Origin of the sequence: Pseudonocardia endophytica (assembly GCF_004339565.1) — a bacterium.
GTDB lineage: Bacteria > Actinomycetota > Actinomycetes > Mycobacteriales > Pseudonocardiaceae > Pseudonocardia > Pseudonocardia endophytica.
This window is the reverse complement of record NZ_SMFZ01000002.1, coordinates 2,503,550-2,525,967: the sequence shown is the minus strand read 5'-3', so window position 1 is coordinate 2,525,967 and position 22,418 is coordinate 2,503,550. Positions and strand designations below refer to the sequence as shown.

25 protein-coding genes are annotated in these 22,418 nt (G+C 72.1%); 7 read left to right on the top strand and 18 right to left on the bottom strand.

The window, feature by feature from the left end; translation table 11 throughout:
* The first annotated feature begins 47 nt into the window (after window positions 1-47).
* Complete coding sequence (locus EV378_RS30720; RefSeq protein ID WP_132430875.1) at window positions 48-671, top strand: hypothetical protein; 624 nt, start codon at window positions 48-50, stop codon at window positions 669-671.
* A gap of 105 nt (window positions 672-776) precedes the next feature.
* Window positions 777-1,943 carry a sensor histidine kinase gene (locus EV378_RS30715; RefSeq protein ID WP_132430873.1) on the top strand — a complete coding sequence of 389 codons (1,167 nt, stop codon included), beginning with the start codon at window positions 777-779 and terminating at the stop codon, window positions 1,941-1,943.
* A gap of 55 nt (window positions 1,944-1,998) precedes the next feature.
* Here the strand turns inward: EV378_RS30715 and EV378_RS30710 are convergent, their stop codons facing one another.
* Complete coding sequence (locus tag EV378_RS30710) at window positions 1,999-2,604, bottom strand: response regulator transcription factor (RefSeq protein WP_132432961.1); 606 nt, start codon at window positions 2,602-2,604, stop codon at window positions 1,999-2,001.
* Window positions 2,605-2,728: 124 nt separating this feature from the next.
* On the opposite strand from EV378_RS30710, the gene EV378_RS30705 reads away from it, so the two are divergent.
* Window positions 2,729-3,160 carry a nuclear transport factor 2 family protein gene (locus tag EV378_RS30705; protein WP_132430871.1) on the top strand — a complete coding sequence of 144 codons (432 nt, stop codon included), beginning with the start codon at window positions 2,729-2,731 and terminating at the stop codon, window positions 3,158-3,160.
* Window positions 3,161-3,208: 48 nt separating this feature from the next.
* On the opposite strand, the gene EV378_RS30700 is transcribed toward EV378_RS30705, so the two are convergent.
* Both EV378_RS30700 and EV378_RS30695 read right to left on the bottom strand, forming a co-directional pair.
* Window positions 3,209-4,408, bottom strand: coding sequence for an acyl-CoA dehydrogenase family protein (locus EV378_RS30700; RefSeq protein WP_132430869.1), 1,200 nt, complete (start codon window positions 4,406-4,408; stop codon window positions 3,209-3,211).
* 83 nt (window positions 4,409-4,491) lie between these two features.
* On the bottom strand, window positions 4,492-5,448 hold the full coding sequence (locus EV378_RS30695) for a VOC family protein (protein ID WP_132430867.1): 957 nt from the start codon (window positions 5,446-5,448) through the stop codon (window positions 4,492-4,494).
* A gap of 141 nt (window positions 5,449-5,589) precedes the next feature.
* Here EV378_RS30695 and EV378_RS30690 point away from each other — a divergent pair, with 141 nt between their 5' ends.
* Window positions 5,590-6,573, top strand: coding sequence for an AraC-like ligand-binding domain-containing protein (locus EV378_RS30690; protein WP_165922562.1), 984 nt, complete (start codon window positions 5,590-5,592; stop codon window positions 6,571-6,573).
* Window positions 6,574-6,589: 16 nt separating this feature from the next.
* Here EV378_RS30690 and EV378_RS30685 read toward each other — a convergent pair whose 3' ends face one another.
* Both EV378_RS30685 and EV378_RS30680 read right to left on the bottom strand, forming a co-directional pair.
* A complete protein-coding gene (locus EV378_RS30685) occupies window positions 6,590-7,897 on the bottom strand; it encodes an acyl-CoA dehydrogenase family protein (RefSeq protein ID WP_132430863.1) in 1,308 nt (435 codons plus the stop codon).
* Window positions 7,898-7,990: 93 nt separating this feature from the next.
* A complete protein-coding gene (locus EV378_RS30680; RefSeq protein ID WP_132430861.1) occupies window positions 7,991-8,440 on the bottom strand; it encodes an RrF2 family transcriptional regulator in 450 nt (149 codons plus the stop codon).
* A 314-nt stretch (window positions 8,441-8,754) separates the two neighbouring features.
* On the opposite strand from EV378_RS30680, the gene EV378_RS30675 reads away from it, so the two are divergent.
* Entirely contained in the window at window positions 8,755-10,065 is a 1,311-nt protein-coding gene (locus EV378_RS30675; RefSeq protein ID WP_132430859.1) for an acyl-CoA dehydrogenase family protein, read from the top strand.
* 123 nt (window positions 10,066-10,188) lie between these two features.
* On the opposite strand, the gene EV378_RS30670 is transcribed toward EV378_RS30675, so the two are convergent.
* On the bottom strand, window positions 10,189-10,767 hold the full coding sequence (locus EV378_RS30670) for a TetR/AcrR family transcriptional regulator (protein WP_243653845.1): 579 nt from the start codon (window positions 10,765-10,767) through the stop codon (window positions 10,189-10,191).
* A gap of 157 nt (window positions 10,768-10,924) precedes the next feature.
* On the opposite strand from EV378_RS30670, the gene EV378_RS30665 reads away from it, so the two are divergent.
* Both EV378_RS30665 and EV378_RS30660 read left to right on the top strand, forming a co-directional pair.
* Complete coding sequence (locus tag EV378_RS30665) at window positions 10,925-11,611, top strand: O-methyltransferase (protein WP_207908910.1); 687 nt, start codon at window positions 10,925-10,927, stop codon at window positions 11,609-11,611.
* A 17-nt stretch (window positions 11,612-11,628) separates the two neighbouring features.
* On the top strand, window positions 11,629-12,342 hold the full coding sequence (locus tag EV378_RS30660; RefSeq protein WP_132430855.1) for a siderophore-interacting protein: 714 nt from the start codon (window positions 11,629-11,631) through the stop codon (window positions 12,340-12,342).
* A 91-nt stretch (window positions 12,343-12,433) separates the two neighbouring features.
* Here the strand turns inward: EV378_RS30660 and EV378_RS30655 are convergent, their stop codons facing one another.
* From EV378_RS30655 to EV378_RS30600, 12 genes are all read right to left on the bottom strand, one after another.
* On the bottom strand, window positions 12,434-12,649 hold the full coding sequence (locus tag EV378_RS30655) for a hypothetical protein (RefSeq protein ID WP_243653844.1): 216 nt from the start codon (window positions 12,647-12,649) through the stop codon (window positions 12,434-12,436).
* 134 nt (window positions 12,650-12,783) lie between these two features.
* On the bottom strand, window positions 12,784-13,017 hold the full coding sequence (locus tag EV378_RS30650) for a helix-turn-helix domain-containing protein (RefSeq protein WP_132430851.1): 234 nt from the start codon (window positions 13,015-13,017) through the stop codon (window positions 12,784-12,786).
* A gap of 2 nt (window positions 13,018-13,019) precedes the next feature.
* Window positions 13,020-13,628, bottom strand: coding sequence for a DUF2975 domain-containing protein (locus tag EV378_RS30645; RefSeq protein WP_132430849.1), 609 nt, complete (start codon window positions 13,626-13,628; stop codon window positions 13,020-13,022).
* A 163-nt stretch (window positions 13,629-13,791) separates the two neighbouring features.
* Entirely contained in the window at window positions 13,792-14,598 is an 807-nt protein-coding gene (locus tag EV378_RS30640; protein ID WP_132430847.1) for an MBL fold metallo-hydrolase, read from the bottom strand.
* Complete coding sequence (locus EV378_RS30635; RefSeq protein WP_165922561.1) at window positions 14,595-15,563, bottom strand: NADPH:quinone reductase; 969 nt, start codon at window positions 15,561-15,563, stop codon at window positions 14,595-14,597. The genes EV378_RS30640 and EV378_RS30635 overlap by 4 nt, the downstream gene beginning before the upstream one ends.
* Complete coding sequence (locus tag EV378_RS30630) at window positions 15,560-16,528, bottom strand: NAD-dependent epimerase/dehydratase family protein (protein WP_132430845.1); 969 nt, start codon at window positions 16,526-16,528, stop codon at window positions 15,560-15,562. The genes EV378_RS30635 and EV378_RS30630 overlap by 4 nt, the downstream gene beginning before the upstream one ends.
* A gap of 4 nt (window positions 16,529-16,532) precedes the next feature.
* Window positions 16,533-17,342: an SDR family NAD(P)-dependent oxidoreductase gene (locus EV378_RS30625; RefSeq protein ID WP_132430843.1), complete on the bottom strand. Its 810-nt coding sequence runs from the start codon at window positions 17,340-17,342 to the stop codon at window positions 16,533-16,535.
* A complete protein-coding gene (locus tag EV378_RS30620) occupies window positions 17,339-18,658 on the bottom strand; it encodes an MFS transporter (RefSeq protein WP_132430841.1) in 1,320 nt (439 codons plus the stop codon). The genes EV378_RS30625 and EV378_RS30620 overlap by 4 nt, the downstream gene beginning before the upstream one ends.
* Window positions 18,659-18,680: 22 nt before the next feature.
* Window positions 18,681-19,871, bottom strand: a complete 1,191-nt coding sequence (locus tag EV378_RS30615) for an LLM class flavin-dependent oxidoreductase (RefSeq protein WP_132430839.1) — start codon at window positions 19,869-19,871, stop codon at window positions 18,681-18,683.
* A 20-nt stretch (window positions 19,872-19,891) separates the two neighbouring features.
* Window positions 19,892-20,692, bottom strand: a complete 801-nt coding sequence (locus EV378_RS30610) for an alpha/beta fold hydrolase (RefSeq protein ID WP_132430837.1) — start codon at window positions 20,690-20,692, stop codon at window positions 19,892-19,894.
* 132 nt (window positions 20,693-20,824) lie between these two features.
* Entirely contained in the window at window positions 20,825-21,619 is a 795-nt protein-coding gene (locus EV378_RS30605) for an SDR family NAD(P)-dependent oxidoreductase (RefSeq protein WP_132430835.1), read from the bottom strand.
* A 10-nt stretch (window positions 21,620-21,629) separates the two neighbouring features.
* The gene (locus EV378_RS30600) at window positions 21,630-22,418 is read right to left on the bottom strand and encodes an SDR family NAD(P)-dependent oxidoreductase (RefSeq protein WP_132430833.1); all 789 of its coding nucleotides are present in this window, start codon (window positions 22,416-22,418) and stop codon (window positions 21,630-21,632) included.

The following is a 22,418-nucleotide window of genomic DNA, read 5'->3' as shown; positions in this document are numbered from 1 at the left end:
ACACGCTCCGCCGACCGGCCCCGGCGGACGGAGGAGAGGTGACGACGATGACGTCGGATGCCGACCGACGATGCGCCGAATGGACGCGCTGGTCCCTGCGGCCGGACTGCGGGGTCGCGGACCTTCCGGACGGGACGCTCCGGGTCGAGTGCCGTGACGCCCGGGTCTGCGTCCGCGACCCGTCCGACGCCGCACGCCAGCTGGTCACGCGCATGGCGCTCGGACCGGTCGCCATCGCCAACGTCGGGTTCGAGACGGCACCGGCGCGCGTGCTCGAGTCGCTGGGACCGGTCGCCGTGCGGTCGCTGGTCGCGTCGGACAGCGGGGTGGAGATCCTCTCGATCGAGTCGACCGGGCCCGGGCCGCCGCCGTTGACGGTGTCCGTCCCGGCGCCGGACGTCGCGCTGCGCTGGACGGGTGACGTCGCGCTCGAACCGCCACCGTCCGGACGCCCGGACCGGCTCGTCGTCGACGTCCCGCGGCCGGCCGCACCGGACGGCGGTGCCGGCCACCGTGTGGTCGTCACGGGACCCGCCCTGCGAGCCGTCCGCCCGTTCCGGCACACCGCCACCGTGGCGAGCGCGGCCCGCTCGTCGGGTCTCGACGAGGACCTGGTGGGCGCGACGGCGGGCCACCTGCGCGCGGTCGGCGCGCTGCGCGACGCCCCCTGACCCGCTCACCCGATCGGCCCTGATGTGGTCCGTCCGGTGTGGATAGCCTTCGGACGATCACGGACGGGACGACGGGCAGGGGGCACGTCGGTCGTGTCGGCTGAGGTGGTTCGACCGACCGCGCGTTCAGGCGTCGGCGGCGCGCTCGCCACGGCGATGGAACGTGCCGGGCTCGCGCCCCGGCTGGCGCGCGGCATCCTGGTCGCGGTCATGACCTGCATCGGGATCGTCGCCGTGATCAAGGTCGTCGAGACACGGCTCTCGGTCCTGCAGACGGTGTTGTGCCTCGTCTACCTGGCGGCCGTCGTCGCCCTCCAGCTGCGCTACTTCGCCTGGCAGGACGAGGGTGCCGGGCCGAGCAGACGGGCGACGCTGATCGCCCTCGCTGTGCAGGGCCTCCTCGCGTATCTCCCGCTGCTCCAGTTCGGGCGCGCCTGGGTGGGCATGCCGGGGCTGTTCGCGGGGAGCGTCCTGCTCGCCCTCCCTGCGGTGCCCGCGTGGTCGCTGTTCGCGGTGGTCGTCGTCAGCATCGCGGTCGTCCAGTTCGACATGAGCGGCTCGTGGGACGACGTGCTGTACACCGGCATCTCCACCGTCCTCACCGGTCTGGTCGTGTACGGGCTGTGCAAGCTGGCGACGCTCGTCGGCATGCTGTCCCGGGCACGCGCGGAGTTCGCCAGGCTCGCGATCGAGGCGGAACGGGACCGGGTCGCGCGCGACCTGCACGACATCCTCGGCTACCAGCTCTCCGCGATCGCGCTCAAGACCGAGCTGGCCCAGCGCCTGATCGATGCCCGGCCGGAGCGGGCCCGCACCGAGCTCGACGAGTCGCTCGGGATATCGCGCGACGCGCTCTCCGAGGTGCGCGGCCTGGCGCGGGGCATCACCGCCCTGTCCCTGTCCAACGAGATCCGCTCCACGCACTCGACGCTCGCCGCCGCCGGGATCGACCTCGAGGTGACCCAGGACGGCGACCTGGGTTCGGTGCCGGACGACGTCCGGACCGCGCTGGCCGTGGTGTTGCGGGAGGCGGTCACGAACCTGCTGCGGCACAGCGCCGCGTCGTCCTGCTCGCTGCGCCTGACCTACGGGCCCGGCCCGGTCGAGCTCGTCATGGACAACGACCGCACCGACGCTCGCGGCCCGGACGGCGAGCCGGGACGCGTCGGCGGACTCGGGAACCTGCGCCAGCGGATGGCCGACGTCGGCGGCTCGTTCGAGGCCGGGCCCCGCGACGACGGCACGTTCCGCCTCAGGGCGTCGGTGCCCTAGTGCCGTGTCGCGCAACGTTGGTGCCGGAATCGGCGGATCCAGGCGTTCGCAGGCACTAGATCCAGCCGGACGACTCGGCGATCCGTACCGCGTCGACCCGGCTGCGGGCGTTCAGCTTCGTCCGAACCGAGGTCAGGTGGTTACGCACGGTACCGACGGCGAGGTACAGCTCGGTTCCGATCTCCTCGACCTCGGCACCCGTCGAGTACATCCGCAGCACGTCGCGTTCGCGATCGGTGAGCGGACAGTCCTCGGCGTCCCACGCGCCGAGCGCCAGCTCCGGCGAGATCGCCCGCTGCCCGATCGCGACCCGCCGGATCGCTTCGGCCAGCTCCCCCGCCGGCGCGTCCTTGAGCAGGAAGCCGCTGACCCGTTGGCTCAGCGCACGCTTGACGGTCGCCGGCCGGTCGATGCTGGTCAGGATCAGTGTGCGGCAGGCGGGCAGGTACTCGTGCAGGTGCCCGGCCGCGGTCAGCCCGTCCGTGCCGGGCAGGTCGATGTCGATCACGGCGACCTCGGCCGACGACTCCGTCGCAGCTCCGAGGATCTCGTCTCCCCCGGTCACCTGCGCGACGACGGTGATGTCGACCTCGAGATCGAGAAGGGCGACGAGGGCACCACGCACCATGTGCATGTCCTCGGCGACCAGAACGCGAATCATAGTCACCCCCCGGTGAGCAATCGCTCGCACAGGTCTACCACCCGTTCGTGTCACCGCGGTGAACGAACCGCGGAGCCTGCGCCGTTCGAGCGTGGCTCCACCGCCGTCGACGACGGTCGTGACCATGAGCATCGACACCGACACGACGACACGGCTGACGGCGTCCGTCCAGGCGTTCTACGCAGCGCAGATGCAGCTCCTGGACGCGGGCAGGGTGGAGGCGTGGGCCGGCACGTTCACCGAGGACGGGGTCTTCGCCGCGGGCGGTATCCCGGAGCCGGCCCGCGGGCGGTCGACGATCGAGGCGGGCGCCCGCGGCGTCGCCGAGCAGTTCGACCGGGCCGGCATCACCCGGCGTCACTGGCTGGGGATGGTCGACGCGCAGCCGCAGGACGACGGGACGGTCCGCGCCCGGTCCTACGCGCTCGTCTACGAGATCCCCGAGGGCGGCGACCCGATCCTGCGCCGGAGCACGACCTGCGACGACGTCCTCGTCCAGGACTCCGGGTCCTGGCTGGTCCGGCACCGCACGGTGGTGCGCGACGGCCTGGACTGACCGTATCGCCGCCCGCGGTGCGGCGCGTCGGAGGTCACGCGGCGCGCATCAGGCGGGATCGACGAGGGCGAGGAAGACCCAGGAGGCGTCCGGGGCGAGCCCGGCCAGCTTGCGACCACACCCGTGGCGTACACCGGGACCGGACGTCACGTGCTGGGTGCCGCCGTGCAGGTCGCGGAACACCCGGTTGAGGTCACCGCCGCGCAGGGCCGAGGTACCGGCCCACCGGTAGACGATCTGCCCGACCTCGCGCGCGACGGACGTGACGTGGCTCAGGGCGAGACGGGCGAGGGTCTCCTGCTCGGTCGAGGGTGACCCGCCGGCCGACAGCGTGCTCTCGATGTCCGCCCACACCTCCATGTTCCACGCGCGGGCCGCGCGCAGGGTGGCCTCGGCGTGGGCGTAGTCGGCGTGGAACTCCGCGCTGTCCACGCCCGCGCCGCCCGGCGTTCCGGTCTTGCTCGCGGCGACGCGCTGCATCTCCTCGAGCAGGCGCCGGCCCACACCGAGAGCCCAGCCGACGTGCTGGATGCCCGCGAAGTTGGCCAGGCCCAGCCGGAACACCGCCCCGCCGAGCAGCGGCTCGGTGGTCGTGGCGAGGTAGGTGTGCTCGGTGGGGACGAAGACCTCGTCGCAGTGGTAGTCGACGCTGCCGGTGGCGCGCAGCCCCATCACGTCCCAGTCGTCGACGATCGTGGCCTTCTGCTTGGGCAGCGTGAACACCCGCACCTCGCCGCTGCCCTCGACCAGCGCCGCGGTGTGCAGGTGGGTCGCGTGCAGCAGCCCGGACGCGAACTGCCAGGAGCCGGACAGCAGGAAGCCGCCCTCCACCGGGACCGCCCGTCCCGGCCGGGTGCCCTGACCCGCGGCGAGCGCGCGCCCACCGGCCTCGGCGACGATCTCGGCGAACGGTTCCCGTCCGAGATAGGCGGCCGTGGTGCCGATGGCCATCTGGAGCGTCATCGCCACCCAGCCGGTGGACGCGTCGGCCCGGGACAGCGCCTCGACGACCTCGATCACCTGGCGCGGGCTGAACTCGAGACCGCCGAGGTCCCGGGGCATGCTGATCGAGTACACGCCGCTGGCGTGCAACGCCTCCTCGACGCGCGGGGTCAGGCGCCGACCGGCCTCGTTGGCGTCGGCCTCGGCCCGAAGCAGCGGGTCGATCTCGCCGATGCGGGCCATCACCTCCTCGAACCGGTCACTGACGTGCAGGCCTGTTCCCCGGCGGTCGAGCTGGTCGGTCATGGGATTCACCTCGTGATGCGGCGCCCGCGCGGCGATCCGGTCCCGGACCACCGCGAGCGCCTCGTCGGAGTGGGGGTCGTCGATCAGGGCGCCTCGATCGGCTCCAGCGTGGAGAAGATCTCCTCGCGCCGGTGCTCGAACTGCTCAGGGAGCTGGAACCGGGTGCCGAGTTCCTGCGGCGACTCGTCGCAGGTCCAGCCACCCTCGGTGTGCGTGACGGCCAGCTCGAACAACGCGCCGGACGGCGTGCGCACGTACACCGACTTGAAGTACTTCCGGTCCTTGAGCTCGGAGATGTCGGTGTAGCCGTTGCCCTCGATCTCGAACTTGAGGTCGTCCTGGTTCTCCAGCGTCTCCAGGTTCCACGCGCAGTGGTGGAACGTGCCGGCCCCGTAGCGCCACGTGCCCTGGTCGTCGCCCCGGTCCGCGACCAGCTCGACGTGGTTGCCGTGCGGGTCCTGCCCGACCTGGAACGCGGCCCGGTCCCCGTCCTCGACGATCTTGCCCTGGGAGTGGAACACCTCCTCGGCGAACTCGACCATGCGCTCCGGCGTGGCGACGTGGACGCCGACGCCGTGGAACCCGTGGATCGCGTGCTCCGGCGGCACGCCGTTACCGGGGTGCCCGACGCGGGGGTCGTCGTCGTTGCCGACCATCACGTACTCGATGCCCGACGGGTGGCGGAACTCCAGGCGTCGCCGGTCAAACACCTCGATGTCCGCGACCTCGACGCCGTGCTCGGACAGCCGTCCGTGCCAGTAGTCGAGCGAGCCGGTCGGCACCGACAGCAGGACCTCGCGGGCCTGGTTGGTGCCGCGCCGCCCGACCAGTCCGGCCTGGCGCCATGGGAACGTGGTCAGCACCGACGAGGGTTCGCCCGACGCGTTCGAGTAGTACAGGTGGTAGATCGGCAGCGTGCCGTCGAACAGGACGGTGCGCTTGATGAAGCGCATCCCCAGCGTGCCGACGTGGAAGCCCACGTCCTCCTGGGCACCGCCGACGGACAACGTCAGGTGATGCGAGCCGCGGATGTGGGACAACGTCGTCTCCTCTGTTCGAGCCTGTCCCCGACGCTAGGCGTGGCCGCCGTCACGTGTCTGTCGTTACAGTGCACGGACATCTCGCTCGGCTGCACGACCGCGCGGTCCGGGGCCGGGATGCTGTGCGGCGGTGGGAACGCGATGCGCAACGAGGCGGGCCGAGGCACCGGCAACGGCATCGGCGCCGAGGTGCGCGACGTCGACACCTGGCGCAACGCCGTCTCCGGCGCGCTGCTGCGCTTCGAGGTCGAGTGCGCCCGTCCCGACCACTTCCACGGCCGCGTCGAACGCGTCGACCTGGGCGAGACGTCGCTCGTCGCGATGACATCGCGCCCGCACCGGGCCGTGCGCGACGCGGAGCACATCGGCGACGAGACGTCCGCCGACTACCTGCTCTCGCTGCAGCTCGACGGCGAGGCGCAGTTCCGCCAGGACCGGCGGAGCGCGACGGTACGGCCCGGCGACATGGTGTTCTACGACTCCACCCGCCCGGTCGAGATCACCAGCGGCGAGGGCTACCGGAGCCTGTGCTTCCGCTTCCCGCGCGACGCCGCGGGCGTGGACCGCCGAGCGGGCGAGCTGACCGCCACGACCCTGCACGCCGCGCACGGACTGACCCCGGCGCTGGCCGGTCTGCTGACCGGGCTGCACACGAGCCTCGACCGCCGCGCCGGTGCGAGCCCGGCAGGCGCCGCGTCACTGCGGGCGACCGTCCGCCACGCCACCGAGCTCGCCCGCATCCTGTTCGACGACGAGCTCGCCCGCCGCGGCCTGCTCGACCCGGTCGACCCGCACGACCGGATGCGCCGACGCATCGACCACCACATCGACGAGCACCTCGCCGACCCCGACCTGTCCCCGCGATCGATCGCCGCGGCGCTGTTCGTGTCCACCCGGCACCTGCACGCCCTGCTCGCCGACGACGGACGCACCGTCGCCACGACGGTCCGCCGCCGACGCCTCGAGCGCTCTCTCGCCGACCTCGCCGACCCGGACATGGCCACGAGTCCGGTCTCGGCGATCGGCGCGCGATGGGGATTCCCCAACCCCACCCGATTCGGACAGGTCGTCAAGAGCGAGACCGGGCTGACCCCCACGGCCTACCGGCGCGCGGCGCAGCCCTGAGCCGGCGAGCGGGTTCTCAGGGCGGTGAGGCGTCGGACGTCGTGCCGAACCCCTCCATGCTCCGGGTGAACGGGAGGGGCTCACCGTCGACGAACAGGTCGGGAGAGAAGCCGATGTCGGCGATCACGCCCCAGGCTCGGCGACGTTGCATGGCGAGGTTGCCGGCGTCGTAGAGGGGGAAGACCATGGATTCGCGGTAGAGCTTCTCCATGGGGAACTTCCGGTCGAGCGCGTTCACCCCGACGATGCGCATGCAGTCGAACACGACGCTCTGCATGGTGTCTCCGCAGAAGGTCTTGTTCATGGCGCCGAGGGCGTGGCCCTCGCCGGGGTGCCGGTCCATGTAGTGGGCGGCTTTCCAGCACAGGTAGCGGCCGGCTTCGATCCGCGCGGCGACGTCGGTGAGCAGGTGCCCGACGGCCTGGTGCTGGATGATCGGTCCGGAGCCGCCGCCCGTGTAGGACTTCGCCCACTTGAGCGCGAAGTCGTAGGCGCTTCGTGCGACGGCGACGGCGGCGATGGCGGCGATCGGCGCCGACCAGGTGAAGTTGCGGTTGATGAGCAGGTCACCGTCCCCGCGGGCCAGCAGGTTCTCCGCGGGGACGCGCACGTCGCGGAAGGTCATGGTGACGTTCTGGCAGGTGCGGTGGGCCATCTTGTCGATGGCCTCGTAGGTGATCCCCGGGGTACCGCGCTCGACGAGGACGGCGCTGAGGCCGCCCTTGCCGCCCGTGGTGCGGTCGGTGCGCACGACACAGAGGTTGACGTCGGCACCGTGCAGGTCCCAGCCGCCTGCGTTGCAGGGCCAGTGCTTCTCACCGTTGAGGACGTACTCGCCCCCTCGACGACGGTCGGCGACGAGCTGGATGCCGGCCTGGGGGCTGGGGTGGTCGAAGTTGGCTGTGCCGCCGCGTTCGCTGACCACCCATCCGGCGAGGAACTCTCCCGAGGTGTCGCCTGTCGCACGGTGCAGCCACGTGGTGCGTTGCTCGTCGGTGCCGTGCAGGAGCAGCGGCATCAGCGCGAGCCCGTTGACGAGCAGGATCGTCGGGAAGCCGGGGTCGACGGCGCACAGCTCCTCGATCGCGAGCAGGAAGTCGACGTTGGTGCTCCCGCCGCCACCGTACTGCCGGGGAACGAACATCGTGGTGAACCCCAGTGCCGCCGCCTGGGCGTAGACCGGTTTCATCGCGCGGAAGGCGTCCTGCGGGTCGGTCGTCGCGTCGGCGCGCTCGGACGCGGGCCGCAGGACCTCCTGCGCGAACTCGCGCGCGGTGTACTTCAGCTTCTTCTGCTCAGAGGTCAGGTCGAAGTCGATGGGCACGATGATTCCTTCGCGACACCGGTCGTGCGTGGCGGGAACGTCGACGTCGGACCTCGTCGGCCGAGCGTGATCCGGGCTGGTCCCGAGGGGTGGTCACGATCCAGCGCGGTGCTGGGTCAGGCGTAGCGCGCCGCGCAAGCCCTGGTCGTTCGCAGCGAGGTCGTCGAGGGTGGCGTCGTCGAGGACCGCGAAATAGGCATCCAGCGCGCGGGAGAACACGTCCCGGCCGCCGCACACGCCCGCGACCCGGCAGAACCGCGCGGCTCCGAGACACTCCACGAGGGCGAAGTCGTTCTCCATCGTGCGCATCACCTCGCCCACGGTGATCGCCGACGGGTCGCGCTCGAGCCGCACCCCGCCGCCGCGTCCACGCATCGTCGTGACGATGCCCGCGCTCGCCAGCCGCTGGACGACCTTGACCAGATGGTGGCGAGACACCGCGTGTGCGTCGGCGATCTCGGCGACCGAGCCCTGCCGCCCGGGTGCCACACGCAGGTAGAGCAGCACGCGCAGGGCGTAGTCGGCGTGCGCGGTGTGCCTCATGGTCGGCTCGTCTCGATCGGGATCGGACCAAACCGTACCCGTCACCACGCGCGACGGGGACGGACAGGCGGGCCACGTCACCTCCGGTGTGCCGACATCGATCAAACATGGTGCCGACATGCTAGTTCGACGGACCCGGCGACCACCCAAAGCTGCATGTGACATGTCTGTTAAGAGCGTCTGCCTGCAGTTCCGGTCGCCGCTGGCGTGCGGCACGCTGCGAACTCGGCACACCCTCGGCTCATAACAGGTATGCCGGATACCAGTATCCCGCCCATGGATGTGGCGGGTAGGCCCGACGACGGAAGGTCGCCATGACCGTCAACTTCTCGATGTCCGACGAGCAGAAGAAGCTGCAGTACGACGTACGGGCGTTCTCGGAGAACGTCCTCAAGCCGGTCGTCACCGAGGCGGACGCGCTGTCCGACCCGCTGGCCGGCTTCCAGGCCACCAAGCCGGCCTACATCGAGTCCTACAAGGCGGGCATCGCCATGTGCATGCTGCCCAAGGAGTACGGCGGCGGCGGGGTCTCCTGCGTCGACCTGGTCATCGCCGCCGAGGAGATCTGCACGGTCGACCCCGGCTTCGCCTGCACCGTGCTGTGCAACGGCCTCGGTCTCATGCCGGTGGCCTGGTACGGCACGGACGAGCAGAAGGAGCGCTTCCTGAGCGCGGCCACCTCCGACCCGAGCGGGGAGTACCTCGGCGGCTGGACGGCCAGCGAACCCCCGGGCAACCCGGCCGGCACCGCCAACTTCGACATCCCGCTGCCCCGCCCGGCCGGGGTCGGGCTGACCGCCACCCGGGACGGCGACGACTTCGTCGTCAACGGCCGCAAGTACTGGCCGTCCTCGGGTGGCTGGGACGAGCGCGGCGTCAACGCCGGCACGCTGATCGTGCGCACCGACTCGGACAAGGGCGGCACCGAGGGCCTGTCGGCGCTGGTGCTGGAACGCGACACACCGGGAGTCACCTACCGCCACCTGGACAAGGTCGGGCACCGCCTCGCGTCGAACTCCGAGGTGATCTTCGACAACGCGCGCATCCCCGCGGCGAACCTGCTGCCTGGCGCCGAGGGCAACGGTGACCTGGTCATCAACCGCAACTTCGCCTGGTCCGGACCGGTCGCCGCGATCGCCGCCGTCGGCATGGCCCGCGCCGCCTTCGAGATGGCCCTGGAGTTCGCCCACGGCAACACCGCGGGCGCGATCAAGCCGATCATCGGGTTCCAGAACGTCGGCTACGTCCTCGGCGACGTCGCCGCGAAGATCGAGATGGGCCGGTACTTCTCCTGGCGGGCCGCCGACTACCTCGACAAGCACGACCAGCACGCCGAGCTCGTCGGCGCCATGAACAAGATCCAGGTCACCGAGCTGATGTTCGACTGCGTCTACAAGTGCATGCAGATCGTCGGCGTGAACAGCCTGGAGACCAAGAACGGCTTCGGCAAGCTCCTCCGTGAGGCCGCCGTCCTGCCGATCTACGACGGCGGCAACATGGGCATGCAGCGCCGCCGCGTCCACGGCATCCTCGCCGACCCCATGTTCAACCCGCGAGCGATCATGGAGGACGACTACGTCAAGTTCGAGAAGCACCACGAGGCCATCGACACCATCGTGAGCTGAGACCACACACCGGCCCCGGCCTCCCGCTGCTGCGGGGGGCCGGGGCCGGCGGCCGGGATCGTCGTGCACGGAAACGCGGCGACGGTCGACGCCGGCCGGCACCGGAAGGAACGAGCTCCGGGTTCAGTACTCCGGCGCGCAGAGGTACCGGGTGATCATCGCGGTGAGCTCGGACTCGAGGCGGTGCTCGTCGACGCGGTCCGAGGTGGCCGACAGCCCGTGCACGACGATCTCGACCATCATGGTGATGATGCGGGCGGCGGTCTCGGTGTCCTCGACCCGGACCTCCCGGTGGCGGGTGAGGAAGCCCTGCAGGGCATCGACCCGCCGACGCTGGTGCTCCTCGATGCGCCGCAGCACGTCGCCGCCCATGGGCGCCTCCTCGATCAGGAGCCGGAGCAGCCGCGGATCGTCGCGGTGGTTGGCGATCGCCGTCCGCACCATCACACGCACGACCTCGTCGAGCGTGGTCTGCTCGCTGCCCTCGCCGAGCGGGGCGCGGGCGGCGACCCCGGCGTCGAGGTGGCGGGTGAGCAGCTCCCCCAGGATCGCGTCCTTGTTCGGGAAGTACTGGTACAGCGAGCCGATCGAGCACCGCGCCCGCTCGGCGATCCGGTTCGTGGTGCCACCAGCGTAGCCGTACTCGGCGAAAACGTGAGCCGCCGCGTCGAGGATCCGTTCCCGGGTGAGCTCGGCACGCACCTGACGGGGCTGCCGACGTGCCTGAAGGCGGCGCGATCGGCCGGTCACGGCGCACCCGGCCGCACGCAGCGAAAGCGAGTAGTCGAGAAAGTGAGCATTTACTTAGAATAGGGCTCCCACCAGCACCGATGCCACCGACAGCGAAGGATGGGCCGTCGTGACCGCCCCTACCCCCGACGTCTTCTCGATGCTCGACCCCCGCAGCACCGCCGTGCTGGAGCGTCTCTACGCCGAGGCCCGGGACCAGGCCCCGCCCGACGTACCCGGCGCCGAGGACGCCGCAGACCGCGCCGGCGCCGAGGCGCTCATCGAGGCCCAGATCCGGGCGTTCGACGACCAGTTCCTGTCCCTCGACCGGGACCAGGCGGCGTACTGCTACCTCCAGGCACGCGCGACCGGGGCGCGTACGGTCGTCGAGTTCGGGACCTCGCTCGGGCTCTCGACGATCTGGCTGGCCGCCGCGGTGCGGGACAACGGCGGCGGAACGGTGATCGGAACCGAGCGCGTGCGGGCCAAGGCCGAACGGGCGCGCACCCACCTGCAGGAAGCCGGTCTCGACCAGTACGTCGACATCCGCCTCGGCGACGCCCGGGAGACGCTGCGCGGGCTCGACGGACCCGTTGACCTGCTGCTCAACGACGGCTTCCCGGACGCCGCGCTCGACGTCCACCGGCTGGTGGCGCCGGCCATGCGGGCGGGCGCCGTGGTGATCACCGACAACGTCGGGCTGATGCCCGAGCAGTACGCCGCCTACCTCGCCTGGCTGCGCGATCCCGCGAACGGGTTCGTGTCCGTCCAGGTGCCCTTCCACGGTGGGACCGAGATCTCGGTCCGCACCACCTGAGCCTGCGGAGGAACCCGATGGCCATGCTCACCGAACTGCTGGCGGACCTGGCGACCAGCACCTTCCTCGAGACCGCGCGGGTCACGACCACGGACCGGCTCTCCGAGCACTTCGTCACCGTGGAGCTGCAGTGCCCCGCGTTCCGGTCCGCCACCTGGACACCCGGCGCGAAGCTCCAGCTACGTCCCCGACGCGGCACGCTCGGCCTGCGGACCTACACACCGTTCGACTGGGACGACGAGCGGGGCACCACCCGGGTGCTCGCCTTCACCCACGGCGCGGGACCCGCCTCCGACTGGTTCACCGACGTCCGGCCAGGCGACGACTGCGAGCTGTTCGGACCGCGCAGGTCGATCGACCTGCGCACCGAGCACGAGCGGGTCCTGTTCGTCGGCGACGAGTCCAGCCTCGGTCTGGCCTGCGCGCTGCGCTCGATCGACGCCACCGCGACCCACGTCGTCGAGTCCGTGGACCCCCACGAGCTCTCCGCCGTCCTCGACGGCCTGGACCTGAGCTCCGCGGTCGTCGTTCCCCGAGCCGACGACCACGCCCCGCTGCGCGACGCCGCACGCCGGGCAGCCCACGACGTCGGCGCACCCTTCGACCTCGTGCTGACCGGCGACGCCGCAGCGGTCCACACCGTCCGCCGCGACACCCGCGGATGGACCCCCGGGCCCGACCGCATCAAGGGCAAGGCCTACTGGGCCGCCGGACGAACCGGGCTCGACTGACCGTCGCCACGACCGGTGAGCGCGCTGCCGATGGCCCTCCCGTCGTCGGGCTCGAGCCGGTCCGTGGGTGACGGCCCGCGGGACGGGGGCGTCACGCGCGCCCGTCGTTCTGGGCTTCGTGGCGCTGTTCGGCGCCGGTCGTCTCGGCGAACCCCTCGTCCTGGCCTGCCGTGCGGCCGACGAACTCGCCCGACTCGCCGACCCCCGTCGTCGACGGGCTGTCGGCGTGCCGGGCGTCCCGGCCGCCGGTCTTCCTGCTGTTCGCAAGCTTCGGATCCGGTTCGACGTCCTCGGGGGACGGGTGCATACCGACGAGGCGACGCAGTCGTTCCATCATGCCTCGGGCTACCCGGTGGGCGATCGCGCAATCCCGGGCGTCGGCGCCCGGTGGCGTCACCCTGGTCCCGCTGCGGCGGCACCCCCACGAGTCATCGAGCCCCTCTACCTCGGCGAAGCGACCTGGTGGGTCATGAGGTCCCCGGGCTGGCACTCGAGGACGTCGCATATCGCGGACAGTGTCGAGAACCGGATCGCCCTGGCGTGGCCGTTCTTGAGCACCGACAGGTTGGCGTGCGTGACCCCGACCCGACGGGCGAGCTCGGTCAACGTCATCCCGCGGTCGGTGAGGAGCGCGTCGAGGTGGATCGCGATCGCCGACGGCGACTCCGGAGGCACCGCTACACCGTGCCGTCGAGGTCGCGGCGCAACCCGATGCCCTCGATGATGATCGAGCGCAGCACCAGGACACCGACTCCGGCGCCCACTGCCGGCCACGCCAGGGAGCCGGTGAACGCCGAGTTCACCTCGTCCCCGAAGGTGGAACCGGCGAGCACCTGGACGCGCAGGTAGGCGATGCACAGGGCGACGAAGAGGGCCCACGCCGGCTGGGCGATCAGCGCCCAGCCCAGCCACGCCAGCCGACGCGGCAGACCATCGCTGAACGTGCCCTCGTCGCGAGCCCTGTCCAGCGCCCGCAGCGCCAGGCCGATGATCACCGCCGGATACACGGCAGGAAGGATCTGCTGCAGCTCCGCCAGCACCGACCCGAGTCGTGGCGAGTCGTGGCCGACCACCAGCGGCGAGTCCTCGATCATCCGGGCGGAGCCCGCCAGCGGCGGGTGGTCCCAGCCCAGCGTGAACACGTACGACGACGGATCGCCGAACAGGGCGACACCGATCTTCTCGATCACGAGCAACCCGAAGATCCCCAGGAAGATCGCGAGGAACCAGAAGTAGAACTTGGCGACCAGCCGGGTCGCGCCCACCACCCACGAATGCACCGTCATGACGTCCCCCTTACGTATATCGATGAACGATACACCGATAAACGATAGAGATCAGCCACGGGCGGGTGACCTTCGAGCACCGGCCGGCGGTCGTCCTCGAGCCGTCCGCCCGCTCGCTGCAGGCGCGGGGTGCCCGCGATCCGTGACGTCGGGTGCTGCCGGCTCAGGCCGATTCCGTCGCCGCGCGGAACGTTCTCAGTCCGTCGGCGGTGACGAGCCGGCCGAACGCGAGGCCGGGCAGGTGCGCGGGCGCGAACAGGTCGCCGCTGTCGGTGAGGTCGTCGGCGATTGCGGCGCGGACGGCGTTGGCGGCCTCGCGGTCCACGTCGAACATCCCTTCCCATTCGGGGTCGGTGAGCTCGTTGACCGTGTGCACGACGTCGCCGAGGAGCAGCGCCCTCTCCCCCGCGTCGTTCACGACGAAGACGGTCGATCCGGGGGTGTGGCCGGGTGCCGGCCGGGCGCGCAGCCCCGGGAGCAGCTCGACCTCCTCGTCGAACGTCTCGAGCCGGGTCTCCACCGGTGCGAGGAACTCGGACATCGACTCCTCCGCACCGGCTCCCTCCATGAAGTAGTCCCAGTCCGCCGCATGAACCCGGTACGTCGCCCGCGGGAAGGTCAGCCGGCCCTGCGTGGTGGCCCAACCGACGTGGTCCACGTGCATGTGGGTGAGCACGACGTCGGTGACGTCGTCCGGCTCGACGCCCGCGCCGATCAGGTTGGCGGGCAGGTCACCGGTGGTGAACGCCTCGTGGATGAAGCCGTTCCCGGCGCCGAGGTCGACCAGGACGGTGCGGTCCCGCGCGCGGACGAGGAAGGCGCCGATGCCCATCAGGAGCCGCCCGTCGTCGTCGAGCGACTGGTGCGGGCAGTCCCAGGCCGAGCCCCTCGTGTTCCGCACGGCCATCTCCAGCGGGAGCCGGGCGACACCGTCCAGCACGGGCAGGACCTCGACGGATCCGATCCTCATAGCCGCACCACGACCTTTCCGACCGTTCCTCGTTCCACGGCGTCCTGTGCCTGCGCCACCCGCTCCAGCGGGTAGGTCGTGACGGGGAGGGCGGTGAGCGCGCCCGCCGCGAGAGCCTGCGAGGTCCACCGGACCGCGGCGTCGGTCTGCTCCGGGGTCAGCGTGTAGAGCAGCGCGAACACCAGGGTCGCGTTCGCGCTCATCAGCGGCCCGCCGGGCAGCGTGAGCGTCTCGTCCGCCGCGTAGGTCGCGATCGTGCCGCCGGGGGCGAGCACGCGGAGGTCGAGGTCGAGGTTCGCCATCGGGGCGACCTCGACCACCCGGTCCACCGGCCCCGCGAGCTCGAGGATCCGGTCCGCCGCGTCCCCGTCGGTGTAGCGCACCACATGGGCGGCGCCCGCCTTCTCGGCGAGAGCCTGCTTCTCCGCGGAGCTCACCGTGGCCGCCACCCGCGCGCCGGCCCGCGCGGCCAGCTGGATCGCGTAGTGCCCCACCGCCCCGGCTCCCCCGGCGACGAGGACGGTCCGCCCCTCCAGCGCCCCGGGCACCCCGCCGAGGCAGTGGGCTGCGGTCAGCGCGGGCACGCCGAGGCAGGCACCGAGGTCGTCGGAAGCACTGTCCGGCAACGGAACCACCCGCGCCGCGGGAACGACGGCGTACTCCGCCGCGGTCCCGTACCGGTTGCGGTAGGCCGCCAGGTACACCCACACCCGCTGCCCGACGGCGAGCCCGGCCACCGTAGGGCCGAGCGCGTCGACCACCCCGGCCCCGTCGTGGTGCGGGACCTGGAACCCGTCCGGGCGGCGGCTCGTCAGCCCGGCGCGGCCCTTCCAGTCCGTCGGGTTGACCCCGGACGTGACCATGCGCACCCGCACCTGTCCGGCGCCCGGTTCCGGGGCCGGCACGTCGACGACCTCGAGCACCTCGGCGGCCGGTCCGGGACGCCGGAAGACGGCGGCCCTCACCGGCTCGCCCGTACGTGGTCGACGTGGTGGCGGACGGCGCGCTCCGGGTCGAAGCGCGGGGACCAGCCCAGATCGCGTCGGATCCGGGTGTTGTCGAGGACCATGTAGGCGCTCTCCTTCGCGTCCATCGGGTTGAGCCCACCACCGATGTCGAGCACCGCGTCCGGGAGCACCGTCCGGATGACGTCGGCGAACCCGGCCACCGGAAGCGCCCGGCCGCTGGACACGTTGTAGACGTTGTGCGGCAATGACTCCGGGGCCTCGACGACCGTCGCGATCGCCTCTGCGGCGTCGACGACGTAGACGAGGTCGTCGCGCTCCTCGCCACCGTGCTCCAGCGCGAACGGCTCGCCCGCGGCGGGCAGCTCGACCATCGAGCTGTAGACCGAGACCAGCCCGATGCCGACGTGTCCGCCGTGCCGGTGGAGCTTGCCCGGCCCGTAGATCGTGGAGAACCGGAGGCTGACGCACTCGAGGTCGGTCGTGCGGCCGTACCAGCCCACGACGTCCTCGGCGGCGGTCTTCGTGATGTCGTACATCCCGCGCGGTCGGCGCTCACCGTCCTCGGTGATCGGGTCGTAGGCCGGGAAGCCGCGCGTGCCCGTCGTCGGGCCGTACACGGCCTTGGAGCTGGTGTGGACCAGCCTGCGCACGCCCGCGGCGGCCGCCGCCGCGCAGACCTGTGCGGTGCCCCCGACGTTCACCGCGATCGCCGTGTGCGGGTCCTGCTCCGCGGCCACGAACGCCGCCAGATGGACGACGACGTCGGCCCGGTCCAGCGCGGCGCCGAGCTGCCCGGGATCGCGGACGTCGCCGACGACCAGCTCGATGCGGTCCGCCACGTCCCGCACCAGCGTCAGGTCCTCGCGGTTCTCGAACACGACGACCTCGTGCCCGCGGGCCAGGAGAGCCCGGACCACCCAGGCCCCGTTCACCCCGAGACCGCCCGTCACCGTCACCCGCACGTGCTCACCCCTCCCCGGCCAGCCGCCGGAACGACGGCACCATCGGCGCGTAGGCCGACATCCCGCCGTCGACGACGAGCACGTGGCCGTTCACGAACGACGCCTCCGGGGAGGCGAGGAACAGCGCCGCCAGCGCGACGTCGTCCGGGCGGCCGAGGCGCGGGGCCGCCATGTGCTCGGCGAGCACCCGGGTCTGCTCCGCGGTGTACATGCCCTCCGTGCCGGGCGAGACGATCGGGCCCGGGGCCACGACGTTGCACCGGATCCCCTGCCTGCCGTACTCGACGGCGATCGACTTCGACAGGCCGATCACCCCTGCCTTCGCCGTCGCGTAGGCGGGTCGTGCGTCCAGCGCGAGCCACCCGACCAGGGAGGACGCGTTGGTGATGCTCCCACCGCCCCGTCGCAGCATGTGCGGCAGCGCGTGCTTCGCGGTGAGGACGCAGCCCATCAGATCCACGTTCAGCTGCCGGACCCACGCCGCGGCGTCGGCCTGGGCGACCGGCACGTCCTCGGGCACGACGCCCCGGTTCGAGGCGTAGTTCTGCAGGATGTCGAGCCCCCCGAACGTCTCGACGGCGAACGCGATCAGCGCCTCGACCTCGCCCTCGTCGGAGACGTCGGCGGCGTGGGGCTCCGCGGTCCCGCCCTCGTCGCGGATCCGCTCGGCCGTCGCCGCCGCGGCGGCCCGGTCGAGGTCCGCCACGACGACCCGGGCCCCCTCGCGGGCGAAGACCTCCGCCGTGGTCGCGCCGATTCCCGACCCCGCTCCGGTGACCACCGCGGACCTGCCGGTCAGCCGGCCCCGGCTCACGAGACCGAGCTCCGGCGGACCGACGCCGAGGCGAGCACGACGGCCAGCGTCACCGCGCCGGCCGCGGTCATGTACCAGGCGGGCGAGACCGTGTCTCCGGTCAGCTCGATCAGCAGGGTGGCGACGAACGGCGCGGTGCCCGCGAAGATCGCCGACCCGAAGCCGTACCCGATGCCGAAGCCCGACGCCCGCACCCTGGCCGGGAAGAGCTCGGCGAACAGCGACGGGATCGCGCCGCCGAACGCGGCCACCGGCACCCAGAGGATCAGCTGCCCGACCAGGGCCGGGCCGAAACCACCCAGCCCCATGACCAGCAGGCTCGGGTACGGCAGGAGCACCGTCAGCACGGCGGCGAACACGAGGACCGCCCGGCGCCCGTACCGGTCCGAGAGCTGTCCGAACAGGAGCACCAGCGCGACCCCGACGCTCGTCGCGAGCACCACCGTCGTCAGCGCCGGAACCGCGGGCAGACCGACGACGGTCCGGATGTAGGTGAGCACGAACGCCTGCACGGTGGAGGAGGCGACGCTGAACCCGATGCAGACGCCGAGCAGTGTCAGGAACGCCCGCCGGTGCTCCCGGAACAGCGTGCTCACCGGGCTCGTCGCCCGCGCGTTCCCGGCCCGGACCGCCTCGAACTCCGGGGACTCGGCGATGCGGTACCGCAGGTACAGCCCGACCGCCAGCAGCGGGAACCCGAGCAGGAACGGGACCCGCCAGCCCCAGTCGTTCAGCACGGCCGGGGGCATCCCGACGGTGAGGACCAGGACGACCAGGGCGCCGAGCACGCTGCCCGCGGTCGAGGAGAAGAACGCGAAGGACCCGTAGAGGCCGCGGCGGTGCCGCGGCGCGTGCTCGACCAGGAAGCTCGCCGACGTGCCGAACTCGCCGCCGATCGACAGGCCCTGCAGCAGCCGTGCGACGCAGAGCAGCAACGGCGCGAGGATCCCGGCCCGGTCGTAGGTCGGCATGACACCGATCAGCACGGTGGTGACGCCCATGATCAGGATGGAGACGGCGAGCGGGATCCGGCGACCGTGCCGGTCCGCGAGACGGCCGAACACGACGGCGCCCACCGGGCGCATGACGAACCCGACCGCGAACAGCGCCAAGGTGGACAGGATCGCCGCCAGCGGGTCACCGGACGGGAAGAACAGCTGGGAGATGACCGGGGTGAGCGAGGCGAAGATCGCGAAGTCGTAGAACTCGAGGGCGTTGCCGGTGCCTGCGGCGACGACCGACCGGCGCGAGAACCCGGTCGACGTCGGCGCGGCGGGCACCTGGCTCACCGCGTCCGGCGGGGATGGCTGGGACATCGTCGTCCTCCGATGGTCGGTGTCAGACCGTGACCGCGCCGGTCACGCGGTCGAGCCGGGGAACGACGTCCTCGGCGAACGTCCGCAGGCCGCGGACGGTCTCGTCGTGGGTCATGTGCCCGGCCTGCCCCATGAGCAGCAGGTTCCCGAAGCCGCCGACGTGGTCGTGGAAGCGCTCGAGCTGCCCGGCCACGGTGCCCGGGCTGCCCGCGAAGACGATCCCCTGGTCGATGAGCTCCTCGAGCGACATCGAGGCGAGGTCCTTCGGGCCGGGTACGCCCTTGCCGGGCAGGAGCGCCGGGTCGCCGATCGCGCTGCGTGCCCGCAGGCCGGCCGCCCTGGCCTGATAGGGGATGTAGCCGGGCGGGTAGAGGAACTCGGTGGCGACCTTGTTGGAGTGGATGTACCAGAGGAGCTTGCGGGCACCGTCGAGCCCCTCGGAGTCCGTCCGTCCGGTGTAGACGAGAGCGGCGTAGGCGAACCGGTCGTCCGGCGCGGTCGGCCTGCCGGTCGCGGCGAGGCGGTCCCGGTACTCGGAGAACACGCGGCGGGTGCCGTCGAGCCCGGTCAGGAACGTCCCGATGGTGAAGTCGTTGTCCGCGATCCGGGCCGCGCTGCCGGGGCTGACCGCCGTGACCCACACCGGAGGCGTGGGCTGCTGGTAGGGCCGCGGCCAGATGTTGACCTGGCGGTGATGGAAGAACTCGCCCTCCCAGCTGAACGGGCCGTCGTGGGTGGACCACGCCCGCGTGATCAGCTCGATGGCCTCCCACATGCGCTCGGTCATCCGGACGGGCTTCGTGTTCGTCGCGGCGATCTCGTAGGGCACGCCGCGCACGAAGCCGACCTCCAGGCGGCCGTGGCTGAGGACGTCGACGAGCGCCATCTCCTCGGCAATGCGGACCGGGTCCCTGCGGTTCGCGACCGGGTTGCCCAGCAGCAGGATGCGGGCCCTCGACGTGACCCGGGCCAGGACACCGGCGACGACGGGCGCGACCGAGTTCATGCAGGTCGCGGTCGAGTGGTGCTCGTTGACCATGACGTTCAGGCCGCACTCGTCGGCGACCTGCCACTCGCGGATGTAGCGGTCCCACAGCCGGGCGGCGCGCTCGGGGTCGATGACGCCGTTGGGCAGGGTGACGCGGATCGAGGAGTAGTCGGCGGGGTCGGGGAGATCCGGGTAGGCCGTCTCGCTGAAGTGCCAGTACTGCACGGTGGTCCCTCCTTCGCTGATCAGACGGCGGACTTGGCGACGAGCCGCGCGACGTCCTCGGGTCGCTCGACCTGCGGGCGGTGACCGGCGTCCTCGACGAGCTCGAAGCGGGCGCCGGGGATCAGCTCGGCCAGGCCGCGCCCGTGCGCCGGTGTGACGATGCCGTCCCGGCCGCCCCAGACGACCGTGGTCGGCCTGCTGATCCGCCACGTCCAGTCGGGCAGGCGCGGGTTGTGCAGGAATGGCTCCCACCCGTAGGTCACGAGCGCCTCCTCGTTGCGTGCCAGCTCGAGCACCGCCTCGACGGGCGCCGCGCCGAGGTCACCGAGGGCGTGGCGCTGGTCGGCGTAGAGGAGCCGGTCCAGCTCGGTGTGCGGCGTCGCGAACAGGTCGACGACGTCGCGGTCGCGCGGGCCGCCGAGCTTGATACCCAGCGGGTCGACCAGCACGAGCCGGCCGATGCGTGCGCAGCTGCGCACCGCCATCTCCAGCGCGACCCACCCGCCGAACTGCAGCCCCACGACCGTGACGTCGGTCAGCGCGGACCGGTCGAGCCACTCCAGGTACAGGTAGGCGAGGTCGTCGACCGAGGTGCACCAGTCCGGTCGCGGCGACCGCCCGAACCCGGGGTGTGTCGGGGCGACGACGGTGAACTCCTCGGCCAGCGCGTCCAGGAACGCCGTGTCCTCGACGGCGCGCTCGGCGCCGGGCAGCACCAGGGCCACCCGCTCGCCGGCACCGCCGCGGTGGGTGTCGAGGTGGACACCGTGTCGTCCGAACTCGACGCCGCTGCCGGCGTCGACCAGGTCGAGGGTCTGCACAATGCCTCCAACCCCGGGCCGGCGGCCCGGTGCGTCTCCGATCCGGGGTCGGGTCCGCCTCTGCGGTCCCGTCGCGTCCGGTAGGCAGAAGTCTGGTCGGCGACGACGGCCGTGACTGTGACCTGGGTTCGGTCAGTTCCTGGTCGGGGTGGCAGAGCCGGTCGCGCTGCGGCCGCCGTCGACGACGTACTGGGCGCCCGTGGTGTTGGAGGCCAGGTCCGAGCAGAGGAACAGGATCACGTTGGCGACCTCCTCCGGCGTGCTGTAGCGGCCGGTGGGCTGCGCGGCCCGGTTGCGTGCCGTCAGCCCGTCGGGGTCGTCCGGCGCGATCTGCTCCTCGAGGCGGCGCATGGCGCCGGTGTCGACCGGGCCGGGGCAGACGGCGTTGACCCGGATACCCTGTCGCGCAACCTCGCCCGCCGCGGTCTTGGTCAGCCCGATGACGGCGTGTTTCGACGCGACGTACGCGGACGCCCCGGGGGTGGCGACCAGGCCGGCCACCGACGCGGTGTTCACCACCGCGCCGCCGCCCCGGGCGATCATCCGGGGCAGGACGTGGCGCAGCCCGAGGAACGCGCCGGTGACGTTGACGGCGAGCACGGCCGCGAAGTCGGCCTCGTCGTACTCGGCGACCGGCGCCACGGTGCCGCCGATCCCGGCGTTGTTGACGAAACAGTCGATCCGGCCGAACTCGTCGACCGTCCTGCGCACGTAGCCCTGCACGTCGGCCGAGCTGGTGACGTCGGCGCGCAGTGCGAGCGCCGTCGCGTCCGCTTTCCGGACGAGCTCGGCGGTCTCCTCGGCCGCCGACACCTCCCGGTCGACGACGGCCACGGCGGCCCCGTGGTGGGCGAACGCCACGCAGGCCGCCCGCCCGATTCCGCTGCCGCCGCCGGTGACCAGCGCGACCTGACCGGTGAAGTCCATGGGTGCTCCTTCAGTAGTGGACCGAACCGCGGTTCCCGGCCGCGACGGTCACGGCGTCGCCGGTCACCCCGGCCGCCCGCGGGGAGCAGAGGAACGCGACGACGGCCGCGACCTCCTCGGCCGTGACGAGCCGGTGCAGGCTCGTGCCGGCGGCGAGGCGGGCCAGCACGTCGTCCTCGGTCTCCCCGGTGGCCGCCGCGCGGGCGGTGACGAGTGCGCGCACGCGGTCGGTCCCGACCAGGCCGGGGTGCACGACGGTGACCCCGACGCCCGCAGGGCCGAGCTCGTCGGCCAGGTTCGCGGTCAGGGCGGCGACGGCGACGTTGCGGACCGTGCCGGCGATCGAGCCGGTGCGACGGGTGTTGAGCCCGGACACGTTGACGATCCGCCCGCGGCCCTGCGCGGTCATGTGGGGTGCCACCGCCCGCGCGCAGCGCAGGTAGCCCATCAGCTTGGTGTCGAGCTCGCGGTGGATCTCGCGGTCGGTCAGGTCGGCCAGCGCCGGCGGCGTGGCGGGAGACGGTTCGGCCGCCGCGTTGACGAGGACGTCGACACCGCCCCACGCCGCGACGACCTCGCCGACCATGGCCCGGACCGAGGCGTCGTCGGTGGTGTCGGTGGGGACGGTGAGCACGCGGTCGCTTCCGAGGTGGTCGGCCGCGGTGCGAAGGCGGTCGGGATCGCGTGCCGCGAGGAGGACCCGCGCTCCCTCTCCGAGGAGCTCGCGCGCCACGGCCAAGCCGAGACCGCCCGAGCCGCCGGTCACGACGGCGCGGGCGCCGGTCAGCTGCAGGTCCAC